Origin of the sequence: Bradyrhizobium denitrificans (genome assembly GCF_013179005.1) — a bacterium.
Taxonomy (GTDB): Bacteria; Pseudomonadota; Alphaproteobacteria; order Rhizobiales; family Xanthobacteraceae; genus Bradyrhizobium; species Bradyrhizobium denitrificans.
In genome coordinates this window covers 80,702-97,357 of sequence record NZ_JABFDP010000024.1, presented here as the reverse complement: position 1 = coordinate 97,357, position 16,656 = coordinate 80,702, and the positions used below count along the sequence as shown (strand labels likewise).

Here is a 16,656-nt window from a genome sequence, read left to right as displayed (position 1 = left end):
CCAAGGATTCATCAGCGCGGTTCTCCCCGCCCGAAACATTGCCGGCGGCCGCACGTTTGTACAACGGGGCGCGTGGAGAACCCGGACATGCCTCGCAGACGAGCTCGCACGATCATCATCACCGGCGCCTCCGCCGGTGCCGGCCGCGCCATCGCCAAGCGCTTCGGCGAGGCTGGCGACCGCGTCGGTCTGCTCGCACGCGACGAGGAGGCGCTTCGCGGCGTTCAGCGCGAGCTGCAGGGGCGCTTTGCGCATGCCGAATACGAGGCCGTCGATGTCGCCGACGCGCCGGCGCTGTTCGAGGCCGCCGAGCGGCTCGAGCAGCGTCTCGGTCCGGTCGACATCTGGATCAACGACGCCATGGAGACCGTGTTCTCGACGGTGGCCGACATCACGCCGGAGGAGTTCCACCGCGTCACCGAGGTGACCTATCTCGGCTTCGTGCACGGCACCATGGCGGCGCTGCGGTCGATGCGCCGGCGCGGCGAAGGCCGGATCATCCAGATCGGCTCGGCGCTCGCCTATCGCGGAATTCCGCTGCAGGCGGCCTATTGCGGCGCCAAGCACGCGATCCGCGGCTTCACCGACTCGCTGCGCGCCGAACTGATGCATGAGCGGTCGCGCATCACGCTCTGCATGGTCGATCTGCCCGCAGTGAACACGCCGCAATTCGACTGGGCCCGCGCCCACCTCGCACATACGCCGCGGCCGATGGGCCGGCCCGTGGAACCGGAGGTGATCGCGGACGCCGTCCACCGCGTCGCCGACGGCGACTTCCGCGAATATTGGATCGGCTGGCCGACACTGCTCACGATCCTCGGCAACGCCGTCGCGCCGGCACTGCTCGACCGCTATCTTGCCGCCAAGGCGATCGCCGGGCAGCAGACCGATGTCCCGCTGGTGCCCGACCGCCCCGATAACCTCGACCAACCCGTGACGCGCCTGCATCGCACGCGTGGCTCGTTCAGCCAGGGCGCAGCGCAGCAGGCCATGCTCATCCCGGGCGACGTGGCACGCGCGGCGACCGTCGCCATCGGGGCCGCGATCTTCTTTGCCTTGGGGGCGACGATGAGCCGGCGGTGGCGCTAGGCCGCAGGCCGCGAGGCCGCTCTTGCACCACGACAGCGAGATGCGCTTCTCTGCACTGCGACTTCCAATACAGGTCCGGAGCGCCTCCATGACCATCGAGAGCATTAGCGCGATCACCATCGCCACCCACGACATGGCCCGCGCGGTCGCCTTCTATCGGGCGCTCGGATTCGACGACATTCCGTATGGCGGCGGCGACGCCCCGTTCACGACCTTCCGCGTCGGTACGGGCTATCTCAACCTGATCGCCATGCCTGAGGACAAACAATGGAGCTGGTGGGGCCGCGTCATCTTCCACGTCGCGGATGTCGACGTCGTTTACGCGAAGGCGCTGGCCGCTGGTTTTGCGCCATCGACCACCCCGCGTGACGCCGAATGGGGCGAGCGCTACTTCCACCTCACCGATCCCGACGGCCATGAGCTGAGCTTCGCGCGGCCGCTCGGGCGCTGAGCTAGCCGAGCTCGAATGTGGTGATGCCGAATACGCGCTCGATCCGTAGCGGCGGGATCGGCCCGGCGTACATGCGCGCGGTTTCGAACACCGGCTTGAGGCCGAGGCTCTCGGCGAGCGCCAAAGCCGCCGGATTGATCGCCGGCACGTCGAGGAACACCTCGGAGTCGCCGGCTGCGCTCAGCAGCGCTGCGACCATGGTCTCGGCATCCTCGCGCCTCTCGGCCACCAGCGGACCGATCTTGGAGCCGGCGCGACATGGACGGATCACGCCCCAAGCGGCCAGCGCGCCATCGCGGATCAGCGCCCGGCCGACATGACCGGGCGCGTCGATCCAGGCCCGCAGGAATGCACGGCGTGGGGCGGGAAACACGGTCGCATCTGACGCTTCGATGTCGGTCAACGGCACATCGCTCAGGGCGACGATCCGTGATGAGCCCCCTGGTGGCGGCAGGGCGGCAGGTCGCCCACCATAGCGGATATTGGCATGCGCATAGCTGAAGCCGGATGTCCGGTAGTTGTCCTGCTGCACCACCACGCCGTCGAGCCCAACAACACGCGATCCCGCATGCGCCATCGCCGCCTGCCAGAGCCGCAAGCCGTAGCCGCGCCCGCGCAGCTCGGGGCGGACGATGTAGAAACCGAGAAAGGCGAAGCGATCGTCATAGTTGACGCAGGACACCGTCGCGACCGGCACGCCGTCGCGCTCGGCCACGAAAAAGCCATCGGGATCGACCACCGCGAAACAGGCCGCATCCGACAAACCAGGATTCCAGCCCTCGGCCGCCGCCCAGTCGACGGCCAGCGGAATCTCATCGGCATGCATCGGCCGGATGGTGAGACCATCGGTTGCACGGGTGTGGGAAGCCCTCATACGTCCATCCCAAATCCACGAACGCGTTTGCGCATCATGGATGCTCCGCCTTCGCGGAGCATGACAGCGCCAACAACCGAGCAGCCGTCAAACGTCCAACGGCGGCGGGCTACTTGCCCGGCCACACCGGCTTGCGCTTCTCGGCGAACGCCTTCAAGCCTTCCTTGGCATCCTCGGTCATCGCGAGCAGCGCGATTTGGCTTTCGAGATAGGCGATGGATTCGTCGAACGACATCGACGCGATCGCGCGCATCGCGTATTTGCCGCGTCGGATGGCGGTCGGTGATTTGTCGACGAGACGGCCGATCAGCCAATCGATCTTGGCATCGAGCTCGGCGGCCGGAACGACGTGGTTGAGCAGCCCTGCCGCCTGCGCCGCTTTGGCGTCGAACGGCTCGCCCGTCAGAGCCCATTCATTGACGAGCCGGGGCGGCGCGATGCTCTGCAACAGGCTCAGCACCTGCATCGGGAACACACCAACCTTCACCTCCGGCAGGCCGAAGATCACGTGGTCGGCTGCGACCGCCATGTCGGTCATGCACAACAACCCCATGCCACCGGCCATGCAGACGCCGCCGACCCGCGCGATCGCCGGCTTGGTGGCGTTCTGCGACAACCTGAGCAGATCGGCATAGTCGACATTGGGCCGCGAGAAATCCATCGCAAAGGCCGCACCGGAGTTCTGCAGGTCGGCGCCGGCGCAGAACGCCTTGTCCCCTGCCCCCGTCAGCACGATCACGCGCACGTCCGGATCGTCATGCGCCTGGCGGTAGCCGCGCGAGATGCCCGCGATGACGTCGCCATTGAGGGCGTTGCGCTTCTCGGGCCGGTTGATGGTGATCCAGAGGGCCTGGCCGCGCTTGTCGAGAATCACGCTATCGTCGGTCATCGCCTTGCCTGTCGCTTGCTGTCGGATGCGAGATTGTCGCGGGATAGCTGGGAGGGGCAAGGAAAACTTGCGTCAAGAGGCCGCGCGGCGGCCGATCTCGGCGATGACACCGCGCAAGAGCGGACGCGCCGGCTCGAACTGGCCATTGCGCAGGAACGCGATCGTCTGCCGGATCGATGTCGGATGCACCAAGAGGCCCATATGCGAGGCCTTCACCGTCGTGTAGTCCGTCATCTCAGCAAGCTTGCAGCTCTCGACCGACACGCGGCCGTCATTGGGCCATGGCAGCACGAACAGCGCCGCGATCGGGTCGAGAAAGCGGTTCCCGGCGATGACGCCGATCTCGTAATCGGGCGGCGGCAGCGATGTGAGCGTGATGTGCTTGGTGGTCACCAGTTGCAGGCCGGCGGGACCGAAATAAGCGCGATAGAGCCCGACATTCTGTAGCCAGTCCGCGAGCTCGCTGCCGCCATTGGGCGTGCCCAGCATGACGACGCGGCCAAGCCGCGACGGCCGATGATGCGCGATCATAACCCGCGCCAGCAGCCCACCCATCGAATGGGTCACGAAGTGGATCGGGCCGTCGATTCCTGTCGCAAAGGCGGCAATGGCCGGATGGATATCCTCGGCGAGACGCTCGAGCGGCTTCTTGCGGCTCTCATAGTCGAGGTTCAGCGTGGCAAATCCCGCGCGCTGCAGCCGCCGCTCCAGCGGGCGCAGCATCAATGAGCGGCCGGCGATGCCATGCAGCAGGACGACCCCCGCGTCGCGGGGGCCATGCTGTTGGCGAGATCGGCGCAGCGATGCCATCACGCCACTTCCCGCTCCTCCGCCTCGCGCTCCGGAGCGGCCTGAGCAGTCTCCTTGGCAGCCTCCTCGGCAATCACCTTGGCACCGACATAATCCGTCTTGCCGGAACCGAGCAGCGGGATCTTGTCGACCACCATCACGACTGCCGGCACCGCGAGTTCCGGCGCGCCCTGCGCCTTGGCCTGACGCTGCATCGCCGCGCGCTCGGCATCCTTCTGCGTCGTGATCAGCACGATCCGCTCGCCCTTGCGCTGATCGGGGATCGACACCGCGACGGACGCGGCCTGCGGCCACAACGTCGTGGCGATCTGCTCGACCACCGTCAGCGAGACCATCTCGCCGGCGATCTTGGCGAAGCGCTTGGCGCGCCCCTTGATCGTGATGAAGCCCTGCGGGTCGATCGTGACAATATCGCCCGTGTCGTGCCAGCCCTCCGGCAGCGCCTCGAGCACGCCGGGATTCTCGGCCCTGACATAGCCGAGCATGACGTTGGGCCCGCGGACGGAGAGCCGGCCGCCCTCCTCGATGCCCGGCACCTTGTCGAGCCGATACTCCATCAGCGGCGACAGGCGGCCGACGGTACCGACACGGTTGGCCATCGGCGTGTTCATCGCCAGAACCGGCGCGGTCTCGGTGACGCCATAGCCTTCGAGCACGCGGATGCCATAGCGCTCCATGTAGACCTGCCGTGTCCGGTCCTTGACCGGCTCGGCGCCGGCGATGACCAGTCGAAGCGTGCGGAAATCATAGGCATGGGCCGAACGCGCGTAGCCGGTGAGGAAGGTGTCAGTGCCGAACAAAATGGTAGCGCCGGTCTGGTAGATCAACTCCGGCACGATCCGGTAGTGCAGCGGCGACGGGTACATATAGATCGGAATACCCGCCAACATGGGCATCATCATGCCGCCGGTAAGGCCGAAGGAGTGAAACACCGGCAGAACGTTGAACACGAGATCGTTGGCATTGGCGTCGACCCGGGCCAGCGCCTGAGCGGCGTTGGCCAGGATGTTGCGGTGGGACAGCACGACGCCCTTGGGCGTGCCCTCCGAACCGGAGGTGAACAGGATCACGGCCGGGTGATCGGCGTTGCGGGGCACGCGGGGCTTGGTGCCAGCCATGATGCCCTTGATCTTGTCGGCGAGGCCGACCGAGGCCTTGACGTCCTCGAGATAGACCAAGCGCACCTGCCCCTCGATCGCGGCAATCAGCTTGTCGAGCTTGCCCTTCTCGATGAAGGCCCGTGAGGTCAGCACCGTCGTGACCTGCGCCGCCTTCATCGCTGCCAGCACGTTCACCGGGCCGGCGGAGAAGTTCAGCATCGCGGGCACGCGGCCGATCGACTGCAGCGCCATGAAGACGACGGCGACGCCGGCCGAGTTCGGCAGCAGCACGCCGATATTGTCGCCGACCATGGTGCCATGCTCGAGCTTGCGGCTGAGCACCTGCGCGCCGAGCAGCAGCTTGCGATAGGTCAGCCTGGTCCCGAGCGGATCCTCGATCATCACCTTGCCGGTGTCGTGGTCGCGATGGGCATGGGCCAGCGCCTCGAACAGCGTGCGGTCGAGCATGGCGTTCTTGACCATCGCCTCGATCATGACGTCCTGCAACGCCGCTCCAGCCGCGTTGCGGCGGGTCTTGCCTTTGAGCGCCGCGTCAATGGTGAGCTTGACCGGCGGCAGGATGGTCACCGTCACCTTGGGGAACCACGAGCGTTTGATCTGACCGTCCTTGAGGTAGCTGAGATGCGAGCGCTGCGCGCCCTCGATGCGGACGGGCACGACCACGGCATCCGCCTTGTCGGCGATCATCGCGGTGCCGTCATACACCTTCATCAGCGAGCCGGACACCGTGATGCGGCCTTCCGGGAAGATCACCACCGGCTCCTGGCTGGCGACCAGCTTGATGAGGTCGCGCGCACCGAGCGGCTTGGTCGGATCGATCGTGATGTGGCGGACCAGCTTGAGGAAGACCTTCGCCCACCAGGCCTTGGAGATGCCGGTGTCGACGGCGAAGGTCGCGTCGATCGGCAGCACCGCATGCAGCAGCGGGCCATCGATCAGGCTGACATGGTTCGGCGCGATCAGCATGCGGGTGCCGGCCGGCGGCAGGTTTTCCAGGCCGCGCACTTCGGTGCGGAACAGCGCGCGGAACAGCATGGCGCCGAAGTCCCGCACGCCTTCCTTGCCCCACTTGTTGAGCACGAACCAGACCGTCCCGAAGCTCGCCAGCGCGAGTCCGAAGAAGATCCAGGCGATCGAGACGCCTGCGGCCTGCAAGCCGGCCACACCCAGCGAACCGACCACCATGAAGGCAGCCTGCAGGACATTGCCGGCGGCGATGATACGGGCTCTCTCATCCGGTTCCGACCAAGCCTGCACGGCTGCGAAGGCCGGAACAACGAACAGGCCGCCGCCGAAGGCGAACAAGGCAAAATCGATCAGCATGCGCGCGCCAGCCCAGGAGCCGATGAAGCCAAGCGGGGTGAGGCCTTTCGCGGTCTCTGTCGTGGCGATGGCCCAGGAGAGATCCAGTCCGAGCACGCCCATGAGGATGGCGCCGATCGGCACCAGTGCGAGGTTCGGCCTGACATGGCTGAGATGGGCAGCGAATAGCGAGCCGATCGCGATACCGATCGCGAAGATGGCGAGGCACAAGGTGACAACCCCCTCGGTCCCGCCGACGACATCCTTGACCAGCGCTGGCAGCAGCGACAGCACGACGGCGCCGACCAGCCAGAACCACGACACGATCACCATGCCGTCCCACAGCCGCGGCGCGGCATAGAGCGACTTCAAGAGGTGCGACGTCGAGGTCCAGGGATTGGCGGTGATCCGGAGATCCGGGGCCGACGGCGCGGTGTGCGGAATGCGCGAGGCCGACGCCCAGGAGATCACGGCAAGACCAATGACCGCGAGAGCGACCCACCCCATGTGGGAGGAGCCAGAGACCAGCTGGCCGCCAGCGATCGTGCCGATCAGAATGGCCATGAAGGTCGCGCCTTCGACCAACGCATTGCCGGTGGCGAGCTCGCCGACCGTCAGCTGGTCAGGCAGCATGGCGTATTTCACCGGTCCGAACAGTGCCGCGATGACGCCGAACATGCCCAGCGCGACAAACAGCAGCGGGATCGAATGCAGGAAGAAGCCAAGCGCGGCAAACCCGGCGGCGAAGATCTCTGCGAACTTCAACCTGCGCGCCACGACTCCCTTGACGTATCTGTCGGCCAACTGGCCACCGAGCCCGGACAGGATGAAGAAGGGAAAGATGAAGACCGCTCCAGCCACCGTCACCAGCGCATCCCCATGCGCTGCGACCGCGCCGTAGAGCAGCATGATGACCAGCGCGTTCTTCAGGACGTTGTCGTTCAGCGCCGAGGCGAACTGCGCCCAGAACAGCGGAGCAAACCGGCGCGACGACATTAGCTGCTTGATCATGGTCGTTTCCTGTGTGCTGCGGACGCTTTGCCGCAAGGATCGCGAAAACTGTTGAATCTTGGTGCTGAAATAGAGGCTCGTCCGGAACGCGTGCCGCCTCACGCGCGCCGCCTTTCCGGTCTGCGTCGCCGACCGCAACGCACCGAGCCTCGCGACAGCAGCGCCATCGTGTCGGCCAGCGTGAAGGACGACCACAAGAGCGCCACAAGCCCTGCTGCTAAGCCCCCGCGCAGCTGCCAATCGAGCGGCAACGCAACGATGCCGCCGCCGACCAACACAAACGATATCGCGAAGGTCATGTGCAAAAAGCTTATCCGGATGAAGGTCAGCTGCACCGAGGAAACCGGACGTAAGGACATGGTGACCGCTTCGTTGCGTATGGGCAGCAGATTTGAGCTGTGATCAGCTCAGTTCGCTCAGGTAGTCGAAGTAGCCGAACAGGCCGCCGCGGCGAAGCCAACCCCGTCCGCGCCCGGCGGCACGAAAGAGCTGATAACCCGCCAGTCGCCGCGCTCGTCGCGCCGCCAGCAGACCGGCGACGTCGCAGACATTGGCGATGCGTTCGACGCGAGACGCTACGAGGTGAGACGCGGCTCGGGCCAAACCGTGCAGCAGAGCCTGAGATGGAACGGAAAAAAGTCGCGGACCGCCATAGCTGAGCACCTGCATGGAATGACCTCCAAGTTTGAGCGACGCTCAAACCATAGCGGATTTATGAGCGACGCTCAAGAAGATCTTGCAGGACAGGACAATTTGGTAAAGAAGATGTTCTCGGCAGCCGCGCCCGCCCGCCGGGCCGACTCCTAAGCCTCTGACTTATAATATTATTCTGAGATTTCTTGGGGCGACCGCGTTCACCCAATCGATTTTCGCATCCAGACCTTGTTGTCATGGAAGGCTGCACCGCCGATCGGCGCGACGGTGTCTGCTCCCGTGAGCGAGTTTATGCCACGACCACCGGGATGGGCCCGATTGGGATGAATGGATTCGGCGATGAGCACCCCGCGCCGAACGCCTTCGAACAGCCGGGCGATCAGCGACGTCTGCCCGCGGTCATTTCCGAGTGTGACGAGATCGCCATCCGCAATGCCAATCGGGGCGGCATCGAGCGGATGGATCATCACCGACGGCGCCCCTTCCCTCGCTTGCGAGGAGGGCGTCTCGTTGAAGGAGGTGTTGAGGAACGAGCGCGCGGGACTCGTTGCGAGTCGGAACGGATGTTGCTGATCCACGTCCTCGGTGACCGCCCAATGATCCGGCAGCGAAGGCATGCGTTCAGGATTGCCCATTACGCGCCCGAACGGCGGATGGACCCAATCGGCCTTGAAGTGGAATTTGCCGTCCTTGTGCGCAAATCCGTCGAGATAATGCGACGTGCGGAAGTCAGGCTGCAGGTCGCGCCAGATATCAGCCTCGAGAGCGGCGATGTCGCCGTGGCCACTCTTCTTCAACGTGGCATCGATCAATTCGCGCGGCGTCATCTCGAAGCCGGGATGAATCGCCCCCAATCGACGCGCCAAGGCCTGCAGCACTTCGTGATTGGAGCGACATTCGCCGGGCGGATCAATCAGCTTCGGTCCGACCGAAATATGCTGGTGGCCTCCGCCATAATACAGATCGTCATGCTCCATGAACATCGTTGCGGGCAGCACGATGTCGGCCATCTGCGCCGTTTCAGTCATGAACTGCTCATGCACCGCGACAAACAGATCCGCGCGCGCAAAACCCTGACGAACCAAGTCCTGTTCCGGAGCAACCGTCATGGGATTGGTATTCTGAATCAGCATCGCCTTGACAGGCGGGCCATCACCTAATGCCTCCCGGTCTCCGACCAGGATGCGCCCGATCTGCGATTGGTCGAGAAGCCGGGTGGCGTGATCGATGGCGTCATGACCCTCGATGATCGACTCGTCGAAGCGCCACAGCGCAGCATTGTTGAAGAAAGCTCCGCCTCCTTCATATTGCCAGGCGCCCGTCACGGCCGGAATGCAGGAGGCCGCATGCATCTGCGTTGCACCGTTCCTGCTGCGGGTGAAGCCATAGCCGAGCCGAAAGAAGGTCCGCTTGGTTTCACCGACAAGCTTCGCGAAGGCCTCGATCTCGGCCACCGGAACACCGCAGATTTGCGATGCCCATTCCGGCGTCCGCGCCTTCAGATGCGCCTCGAGCTCGTCCGGACAATCGGTGTATTTCGCCATATAGGCGCGATCGGCATGCCCATCACGAAACAGCACATGCATCACGCCGCAGGCGAACGCACCATCAGTGCCGGGACGCAGGATGATCTTGACGTCAGCCTGCTTCATCGTCTCGTTGTCGTAGATGTCGACCGCGGCAATCTTGGCGCCCCGCTCCTTTCGGGCGCGCGCGGCGTGAGTCATGACATTGACCTGGGTGTTGACGGGATTCGTTCCCCAGATCACGATGAGATCCGAAAGAGCCATCTCGCGGGGATCGACGCCGGCAATCTTGCCGGTGCCGTTTGCGAAACCGACGCGGGCCACATTGGCGCAGATCGTCGAGTAGAACCTCGAGTACTTTTTCACATGCGTGAGACGGTTGAGGCCGTCGCGCATCACGAGACCCATCGTACCCGCGTAATAATAGGGCCAGACCGACTGCGAGCCGAATTCGCGCTCGGCCTGCAGAAACTTCTCGGCGATCTCGCCGAGTGCCTCGTCCCAGCCAATGCGGGCGAACTTGCCAGCGCCTTTCGGTCCAACCCGTCGCATCGGGTGAAGCAGACGATCCGGATGATGAATGCGCTCGGCATATCGTGCGACCTTCGCGCAAACCACGCCGGCCGTGTAGGTCTGCCGTTTTGAACCACGAACGCGTCCTATGGTTCTGCCGTCGATGACCTCGACGTCAAGCGCACAGGCTGACGGACAATCGTGCGGACATGTGGAGTGGCGGATATCGATGCGTGTCTGCTGGTTCATCCTCGACTCGTAACATCAAACGAGCCGACCGCCGAGAGCGTTCGCGACGCATTCTCAACAACAAAATCAAGGCATTCGAATTCTGGAGAGGAAGGAACCGGGTGAGTTCGTCCGATTGATCGACGAACGCAGCCGTTCGACCGCGGGCGTCGCCGGAACTCGGTCACGGTCCGTGGAGTGCCGTGATTATCGGATCGACAGAAGCGAGGGGATTCCGCCAGCCCCGCATCGCACCATAACGATGCTTCGGGCAACCGGCATTTGCTGTTGCCAAAGCAGATTCATATACTAATATATCAGTTGAGGAAACGTAGATGCCAAGTCGTGCTCCAAGGAAATTGGCTCCCGCGCCACGTCCAGTCGTCGCCCGCATGCGCCGCAATGGTCGGCCGCGGGGCGCAACAGCCGCTTCGCGCATCTATGCCGATCTGAGGGCCGAGCTCGTGTCGCTGGTCCGTCGACCAGGTGAGCCGATCTCGGAGGCGCAGATCGCGACCGCCTACGGCGTCAGCCGAACGCCGGTGCGTGAAGCCATCCTGAAGCTCTCGGATGAGGGGCTGGTGGAGATATTTCCCCAGTCGGGCATTTTCGTTTCGCGCATTCCTGTCGCGACGCTTCCCGAGACCATCATCATCCGCAAGTCCCTTGAGGAAACCACGGCCCGGATGGCCGCCGAGCACGCGACCTCCAGCCAGCTCCTGAACCTGCACGCGACGCTCGAACGCCAGCGCGAGGCCTGCGCTGCGAAGGATCGAGAAGCCTTTCATCAAGCGGACGAGATGTTTCATGCGGGGATCGCTGAGGTTGCGGGCTATCCTGGAATATGGAAGCTGATCCTGCAAGTGAAGGTTCATGTCGATCGGTATCGACGCCTGACCCTGCCTCAGATCGGACGGATGGCGGAGGTCATCGCCGAACATGAGCCGATTCTGGAGGGGATCGAGCGGCGCGATCCGGAACGAGCCCGCGCCGCCATGGCAAGTCATTTGGAACGACTGCTCGACGACATTTCTGAAATTCAGAATCTCAATCCAGATTATTTCGATCAGCCGACATAGCCACATGCCGCGGCATCCAACTGCGGCTTAGCGATCAAGCCAAAGTCCGTGGGAGGACGCCATGAAAAGACGCAATTTCGTAAAACTAACAGCCGGTCTCGCCGGGACAGTCGCGCTTCTGCCATTCTCGGCCGCGCACGCCCAGTCGAAGGCGGTGTTCAAGGCCTCCGACGTTCAGCCCCCCGGCTATCCGACGGTTGCGGCTACCGAAAATCTCGGCAAGAAGCTCGCAGCCGCCACCAATGGCCGGCTGACACTTCAGATGTACCCCTCCGCACAACTCGGCGGCGAGAAGGAGACCATCGAACAGACCCAGATCGGCGCAATTCAGATGCTGCGCGTCAGCGCCGGCGCATTGGGGCCGATCGTCGATGAGGTCAACGTCGTCAACATGCCGTTCTTGTTCAAGAGCATCGAACACTCCGAGAAGATGATGGACGGCCCGATCGGACAAGATCTGCTCGACCGCATCAGCGCCAATCCGGGCGCAAATCTGGTTGCACTTTGTTGGATGAACTCCGGTGCACGCAGCATCTACAACACAAAAAAGCCGATCAGAACGGTCGAGGACATCAAAGGTCTGAAGATCCGGGTGATCGGAAACCCGATCTTCATCGATATGATGAACGCGCTCGGCGGCAACGGTGTCGCGATGGGCTATGATCAGGTCTTCAGCGCGTTGCAAACAGGCGTGATCGACGGTGCCGAGAACAATCCTCCGAGTTACGTTTTCAGCAACCATTATACCGCGGCCAAGTATTACTCGTTGACGCAGCATCTGGTCATTCCAGAAGTTCTTGTTTTCTCGAAGCGCGCCTGGACGAACCTTTCGACTGACGACCAGGCTCTGATCAGGAAGTTCGCGCGCGAGGCTCAACTGGAAGAGCGCGAGCTTTGGAAGGCCTATGAGCGCGAGGCCATGGAGAAAGCCAAGGCAGCCGGCAGCGAGATCATCGAGATCGCCGACAAGACGCCGTTCCAGAAGGCCGTCAAACCGGTCTGGGACAAATATGGCCCGAAGTATCAAGACATGATCAAGCGCATTCAAGAGATCGCGTAACGCACAGAGCAATCGGTTCGGACAATCAGGAGGTTACCATGGCCGGGCTCTATCGCTGTGCGATGGATGCGCTGTATCTCGCCTGCGTAATCGTAGGCGTCACCGCGCTCGTGCTGATCTCAGCCGTCATTCCCTGGGCGGTTTTCACCCGCTACGTGCTGAACAGCGCCGCCTCCTGGCCCGAACCGATGGCCGTTCTGCTGACGATTCTCTTGACGTTCATTGGCGCGGCGGCTGGGTACCGGCTGAATCTTCACATGAACCTGGCCTACTTTGCCAACCAGACGCCGCCCCCTGTGAGACGAGCACTCGATATACTCGTGCAATTGCTGATGGCCGTCATCGCGATCTTCATGATCGTCTGGGGCACGAGGCTGGTCGAGGTCACGTGGAACAACACGATCGGGGATTTCCCTTTCCTCTCGGTCGGTGTCACCTACCTGCCCATCCCGGTCGGTGGCTGCTGCTTGCTCCTGTTTATCATCGAACGGCTGTTCATCGGCGCACCGCCCGCCCCCATTCCTCATCACGACACCGAATCGTTCGAGTAAGCCGGCCAGCCGAGGCAGACCGATGGACATCTTCATTCTGCTTGCCACAATGCTGGTGTGCTTCCTGATCGGGATGCCCATCGCTTACTCGCTGGCGATGGCCGCAATCGCTGGCGCTCTCTCCGTCGGCATTCCGCTCGAAGCGGTGATGCTCAAGATTTCGGATGGAGTGAGCAAGGTCGCGATGCTGACCATTCCGTTCTTCGTACTGGCGGGCGCCATCATGGCGGAGGGCGGCATGGCCAAACGGCTGGTGGCTTTCGCTGACGTCCTGGTCGGTCTCACTCGCCTGCGCGGCGGTCTATCGATCGTGAATGTGCTGGCAACGACGTTTCTAAGTGGCATCTCTGGCTCGGCGGTCGCCGATACCTCGGCGATCGGCTCGGTCATGATCCCGCAGATGGAGGCCAACGGCTATCCGCGCGTGTTCGCAACTAATCTGACCATCAGTTCCTCCGTTCAGGCGCTGCTTGTTCCGCCGAGCCACAACGCCGTGCTGTATTCCCTGGCGACCGGCGGCACGATTTCAATCAGCGCCTTGTTCATGGCCGGTGTATTCCCCGGCCTGTTGCTCGGCTTTTCGCTCATCATGCTTTGTATCGTGATCGCCTATCGCGAACGTCATCCGCAAGGTCAGACGGTCCCAGCCAAGGATGCGGTCAAGATCACCATCGATGCAGCGTGGGGCCTCATTACGCTCGTGATCATTCTCGGCGGGATCCTCGGCGGCATCTTCACCGCGATCGAAGCCGGCGCCGTCGCCTGCATCTGGGCCTTCTTCGTCACGATGTTCATCTACCGCGACTATCGCTGGCGCGACCTGCCCGCGCTGCTACACCGAACGTTCCGCACCGTAGCAATGGTGATGACCTTGATCGCGTGCGCGTCTGCAGTCGGCTATATCATGGCGCTGACGCAGATGCCCGCGAAGATGACGCAGTTCTTCCTGTCGATATCGAGCAACAAATACGTCATCTTGCTGCTGATCAACGTGCTGTTGCTGCTGCTCGGAACGCTGGTCGATATGGCGCCGTCGATCCTTATCGCGACGCCGATCCTTCTTCCCGTGATGCAGAATTTTGGCGTCGATCCGGTTCATTTCGGCATGATCATGCTGCTGAATCTGGGCATCGGCCTTTGCCATCCGCCGGTTGGGGCGATCCTTTTCGTCGGCTGTGCCGTCGGCAGGGTGTCGATCGAGCAGGTCATGCGCAAGATATGGCCGTTTTATGCGGTCATGTTCGGCGTGCTGATGGCGGTAACGTACATCCCTGAAATCTCGCTGTGGCTGCCACGACATATCCTGCGCTGACGCTCTCGCGCCCCGCCGCGGCGTTCGCGACGGTCAAACAAACAACAGGGGAGAACCGGACGTGAAACTGCCGCGAATAAGGCTGATCAGCGGGGGGACCTACTGGTCATCATCCTGACCGGCCTCGGCCAATCCTCGCAGCGGCTCGGGATTGAGAAGCACGATCGCGCCGTGCTCAAGTCGGACCCAATCCCGCGCCGCCCAAGAACGCAACTGCTTGTTGATGCTCTCGCGGGTCATGCCGACCATCTCGCTGATTTCCTGCTGAGTGATCGCAATGGTGCGGCTGGAGGGATCCAACTTCCGCTTCTCGGTCAGGCCAAGCAAAGCGCTGGCGAGACGCCTGGGAAGATCCTGCAGGATGACCTGCTCGACCTGATCGCTCGTCCAGCGCAACCGGTCGCAGAGCAGTTCGATGAACTTCATTGCGAGCACCGGCTGCTGCTTGACGAATGGCAGGAATTCACGGCGATCGATGACCAGGATCTCGCAATTGGTGCTCGCAGTTGCGTCTGCGGTTCGTTCCCCGCCGTCGAGCACGGCGACTTCGCCGAAGATCTCACCCGGGCCGATCAAATTCAGGATCGCATTGCGTCCATCCGGGGACGACACGCTGATTTTGACGGTGCCGCTGATCACGGCATACAAGCTCGATCCGGGATCACCTTTCGAGAAAATGGTCGCGCCACGCTTGAGCGAGGTTGGCTTGGCGTAGCGGCAGAGCTGGTCGAGCGCGTCGGGCTCGAGTTCGCGAAAGATCGGATGCTGTCGAAGGACCGACAGCTTGCCGCCTCCGGCTGATCGGCCGCTCGCCTTTTTCTCCTCAGTCACACCGCATCTCCCAGGCGTCCCATCCGGCTGACCAAAGGAGATGTCGAAAGCCGCCGACCGTGCCCTTTGACGTCAAAGGACCACGGACGCGCCCAGCAAAGACGATCCCTCGGCCTCGCGACCGCCCATCTCTCAATTCCGCTCCGTTTCGGAATACGGCAGATCGGGACTTTGTCCAAGAGAATGCGTCAAAGATCAATGCGAGGCCTGACCGCCAGCGCCGGCGCATTTCGGCTGACCGAGAGCTCAGCAGCGATCATACTGCACCGCAGCAAATCTCGTCACCCACGGTCCAGCCAAAGGTCTGAACGGGCAGCTTGGAGGATCTGCGATGTCGGCTTCAGGCTCGGGTTCGAGTCTGCGAATCAGCCCAGAGCAGGACGCCCGCAAACGCGACGAAAACCGCCACCACCGCAAAGCTCACCATCATGGCATCGAACGGCATGTCTCTCCCCCTTTTTTGAGTTTGAGACATTGTTTCTCAATCGCACCCCGGCAGTCTTTGACTCAGATCAATGCAAAGCGGATCATTCGCGGAGCGGCAAAGATGTCAGGCAGCCGCTAGCGCCTCGGCACGCGCCGAATCCCGGAGCGATACGCCTCCGGGTAGTATGGTGATGATTCCATCCCGCTCGAGTTTCGTGAACGTCCGGCTGACTGTTTCGATCGTAAGCCCAAGATAGTCGGCAATGTCCTGCCGGCTCATTGGTAGCGGCACGATGTTGGATGGCCCTCGGAGGTCGACCAGCCGGTCCCGCCAGCTCACGAGGAAGGTGGCAACCTTTTCTTCAGCGGAACGGCGACCCAGCAAGACCATGTGGTCCCGCGCCTGGTTGAGCTCCTGCACAGCCAGTTCGTTCATCCGGCGGAGAAGGTTTGGCTTGTCGTGCGCAAAGCGACCAAACGGCAACTTGGCGAACTGACAGACCGTAACCGGACCGATGGCATCGGCTGAAAACCCATGTCGCTCCTCGGTCGTCATGCCCACGAAATCGCCAGGCAGTACAAACCCGACGATCTGTCTTCGACCGTCCGGCAGAAGCTTATAGAGCCTCATGACGCCGTCGAGCAGGTTGTAGAAGAAGGACGTAATATCCTCTTGCGAGAAAACAGTCTCGCACGACGCGAAGTGGGAACGCCGACTGAGCTGTTCGAACTCGCGCATCTCGAACTGATCCAGCGATGCGCACACGCTAAATCCGCGTACAGCACATTCAGAGCAGCCCTGCCCGTGGAAATCGACTGCAACCAGAGACGTCTTCATACGGGGCTCCGCTGGGCCAAGCGCAAGGACAATTGCCGCATTCTAACGGATGCCGATAGTTCCGATTGATTCAAATCAAATGACGGGAGGA

The 16,656-nt window shown here is 62.7% G+C and carries 15 protein-coding genes; 7 read left to right on the top strand and 8 right to left on the bottom strand.

The features are described 5' to 3' along the window. Window positions 1–87: 87 nt before the first annotated feature. On the top strand, window positions 88–1,089 hold the full coding sequence (locus HL671_RS26125) for an SDR family oxidoreductase (RefSeq protein WP_172240042.1): 1,002 nt from the start codon (window positions 88–90) through the stop codon (window positions 1,087–1,089). A gap of 88 nt (window positions 1,090–1,177) precedes the next feature. Then, window positions 1,178–1,540 (top strand): VOC family protein, encoded by a 363-nt coding sequence (locus tag HL671_RS26120; protein ID WP_172240039.1) that lies wholly within the window; start codon window positions 1,178–1,180, stop codon window positions 1,538–1,540. A gap of 1 nt (window position 1,541) precedes the next feature. Here the strand turns inward: HL671_RS26120 and HL671_RS26115 are convergent, their stop codons facing one another. The 4 genes from HL671_RS26115 to HL671_RS26100 form a co-directional block, all read right to left on the bottom strand. Beyond that, the gene (locus HL671_RS26115) at window positions 1,542–2,414 is read right to left on the bottom strand and encodes a GNAT family N-acetyltransferase (RefSeq protein WP_172240036.1); all 873 of its coding nucleotides are present in this window, start codon (window positions 2,412–2,414) and stop codon (window positions 1,542–1,544) included. 109 nt (window positions 2,415–2,523) lie between these two features. After that, window positions 2,524–3,303 (bottom strand): enoyl-CoA hydratase/isomerase family protein, encoded by a 780-nt coding sequence (locus tag HL671_RS26110; RefSeq protein WP_012045647.1) that lies wholly within the window; start codon window positions 3,301–3,303, stop codon window positions 2,524–2,526. Between the two features lie 72 nt (window positions 3,304–3,375). After that, window positions 3,376–4,113 carry an esterase/lipase family protein gene (locus tag HL671_RS26105; RefSeq protein ID WP_172240033.1) on the bottom strand — a complete coding sequence of 246 codons (738 nt, stop codon included), beginning with the start codon at window positions 4,111–4,113 and terminating at the stop codon, window positions 3,376–3,378. Further along, window positions 4,113–7,547, bottom strand: coding sequence for an acyl-[ACP]--phospholipid O-acyltransferase (locus tag HL671_RS26100; protein ID WP_172240030.1), 3,435 nt, complete (start codon window positions 7,545–7,547; stop codon window positions 4,113–4,115). Before HL671_RS26100 ends, HL671_RS26105 begins: the two co-directional genes overlap by 1 nt. A gap of 51 nt (window positions 7,548–7,598) precedes the next feature. Here HL671_RS26100 and HL671_RS26095 point away from each other — a divergent pair, with 51 nt between their 5' ends. Continuing rightward, entirely contained in the window at window positions 7,599–7,949 is a 351-nt protein-coding gene (locus tag HL671_RS26095) for a hypothetical protein (protein ID WP_172240026.1), read from the top strand. Here the strand turns inward: HL671_RS26095 and HL671_RS26090 are convergent, their stop codons facing one another. Further along, a complete protein-coding gene (locus HL671_RS26090) occupies window positions 7,950–8,216 on the bottom strand; it encodes a hypothetical protein (protein WP_172240023.1) in 267 nt (88 codons plus the stop codon). A gap of 185 nt (window positions 8,217–8,401) precedes the next feature. Further along, window positions 8,402–10,489 carry a molybdopterin oxidoreductase family protein gene (locus HL671_RS26085; RefSeq protein WP_172240020.1) on the bottom strand — a complete coding sequence of 696 codons (2,088 nt, stop codon included), beginning with the start codon at window positions 10,487–10,489 and terminating at the stop codon, window positions 8,402–8,404. Window positions 10,490–10,860: 371 nt separating this feature from the next. On the opposite strand from HL671_RS26085, the gene HL671_RS26080 reads away from it, so the two are divergent. The 4 genes from HL671_RS26080 (at window position 10,861) to HL671_RS26065 (ending at window position 14,470) form a co-directional block, all read left to right on the top strand. After that, window positions 10,861–11,547, top strand: a complete 687-nt coding sequence (locus HL671_RS26080) for a GntR family transcriptional regulator (RefSeq protein ID WP_172240156.1) — start codon at window positions 10,861–10,863, stop codon at window positions 11,545–11,547. 61 nt (window positions 11,548–11,608) lie between these two features. After that, window positions 11,609–12,607 (top strand): TRAP transporter substrate-binding protein, encoded by a 999-nt coding sequence (locus HL671_RS26075; protein WP_172240017.1) that lies wholly within the window; start codon window positions 11,609–11,611, stop codon window positions 12,605–12,607. Window positions 12,608–12,645: 38 nt separating this feature from the next. Further along, window positions 12,646–13,158: a TRAP transporter small permease gene (locus HL671_RS26070; protein ID WP_012045654.1), complete on the top strand. Its 513-nt coding sequence runs from the start codon at window positions 12,646–12,648 to the stop codon at window positions 13,156–13,158. Window positions 13,159–13,180: 22 nt separating this feature from the next. Then, window positions 13,181–14,470, top strand: coding sequence for a TRAP transporter large permease (locus tag HL671_RS26065; protein WP_172240153.1), 1,290 nt, complete (start codon window positions 13,181–13,183; stop codon window positions 14,468–14,470). A gap of 99 nt (window positions 14,471–14,569) precedes the next feature. Here the strand turns inward: HL671_RS26065 and HL671_RS26060 are convergent, their stop codons facing one another. Both HL671_RS26060 and HL671_RS26055 read right to left on the bottom strand, forming a co-directional pair. Beyond that, window positions 14,570–15,301 carry a Crp/Fnr family transcriptional regulator gene (locus HL671_RS26060; RefSeq protein ID WP_172240014.1) on the bottom strand — a complete coding sequence of 244 codons (732 nt, stop codon included), beginning with the start codon at window positions 15,299–15,301 and terminating at the stop codon, window positions 14,570–14,572. A 550-nt stretch (window positions 15,302–15,851) separates the two neighbouring features. Further along, window positions 15,852–16,565 carry a helix-turn-helix domain-containing protein gene (locus HL671_RS26055; protein WP_172240011.1) on the bottom strand — a complete coding sequence of 238 codons (714 nt, stop codon included), beginning with the start codon at window positions 16,563–16,565 and terminating at the stop codon, window positions 15,852–15,854. Window positions 16,566–16,656: the final 91 nt, after the last annotated feature.

Excerpts from the sequence above, each read along its gene's own strand:
- HL671_RS26075 (WP_172240017.1), top strand. The coding sequence starts at position 11,609 with ATGAAAAGACGCAATTTCGTAAAACTAACAGCCGGTCTCGCCGGGACA.
- HL671_RS26120 (WP_172240039.1), top strand. The coding sequence starts at position 1,178 with ATGACCATCGAGAGCATTAGCGCGATCACCATCGCCACCCACGACATG.
- HL671_RS26105 (WP_172240033.1), bottom strand. The coding sequence starts at position 4,113 with ATGGCATCGCTGCGCCGATCTCGCCAACAGCATGGCCCCCGCGACGCG.
- HL671_RS26065 (WP_172240153.1), top strand. The coding sequence starts at position 13,181 with ATGGACATCTTCATTCTGCTTGCCACAATGCTGGTGTGCTTCCTGATC.
- HL671_RS26110 (WP_012045647.1), bottom strand. The coding sequence starts at position 3,303 with ATGACCGACGATAGCGTGATTCTCGACAAGCGCGGCCAGGCCCTCTGG.
- HL671_RS26080 (WP_172240156.1), top strand. The coding sequence starts at position 10,861 with ATGCGCCGCAATGGTCGGCCGCGGGGCGCAACAGCCGCTTCGCGCATC.
- HL671_RS26085 (WP_172240020.1), bottom strand. The coding sequence starts at position 10,489 with ATGAACCAGCAGACACGCATCGATATCCGCCACTCCACATGTCCGCAC.
- HL671_RS26125 (WP_172240042.1), top strand. The coding sequence starts at position 88 with ATGCCTCGCAGACGAGCTCGCACGATCATCATCACCGGCGCCTCCGCC.
- HL671_RS26055 (WP_172240011.1), bottom strand. The coding sequence starts at position 16,565 with ATGAAGACGTCTCTGGTTGCAGTCGATTTCCACGGGCAGGGCTGCTCT.
- HL671_RS26070 (WP_012045654.1), top strand. The coding sequence starts at position 12,646 with ATGGCCGGGCTCTATCGCTGTGCGATGGATGCGCTGTATCTCGCCTGC.
- HL671_RS26100 (WP_172240030.1), bottom strand. The coding sequence starts at position 7,547 with ATGATCAAGCAGCTAATGTCGTCGCGCCGGTTTGCTCCGCTGTTCTGG.
- HL671_RS26115 (WP_172240036.1), bottom strand. The coding sequence starts at position 2,414 with ATGAGGGCTTCCCACACCCGTGCAACCGATGGTCTCACCATCCGGCCG.
- HL671_RS26090 (WP_172240023.1), bottom strand. The coding sequence starts at position 8,216 with ATGCAGGTGCTCAGCTATGGCGGTCCGCGACTTTTTTCCGTTCCATCT.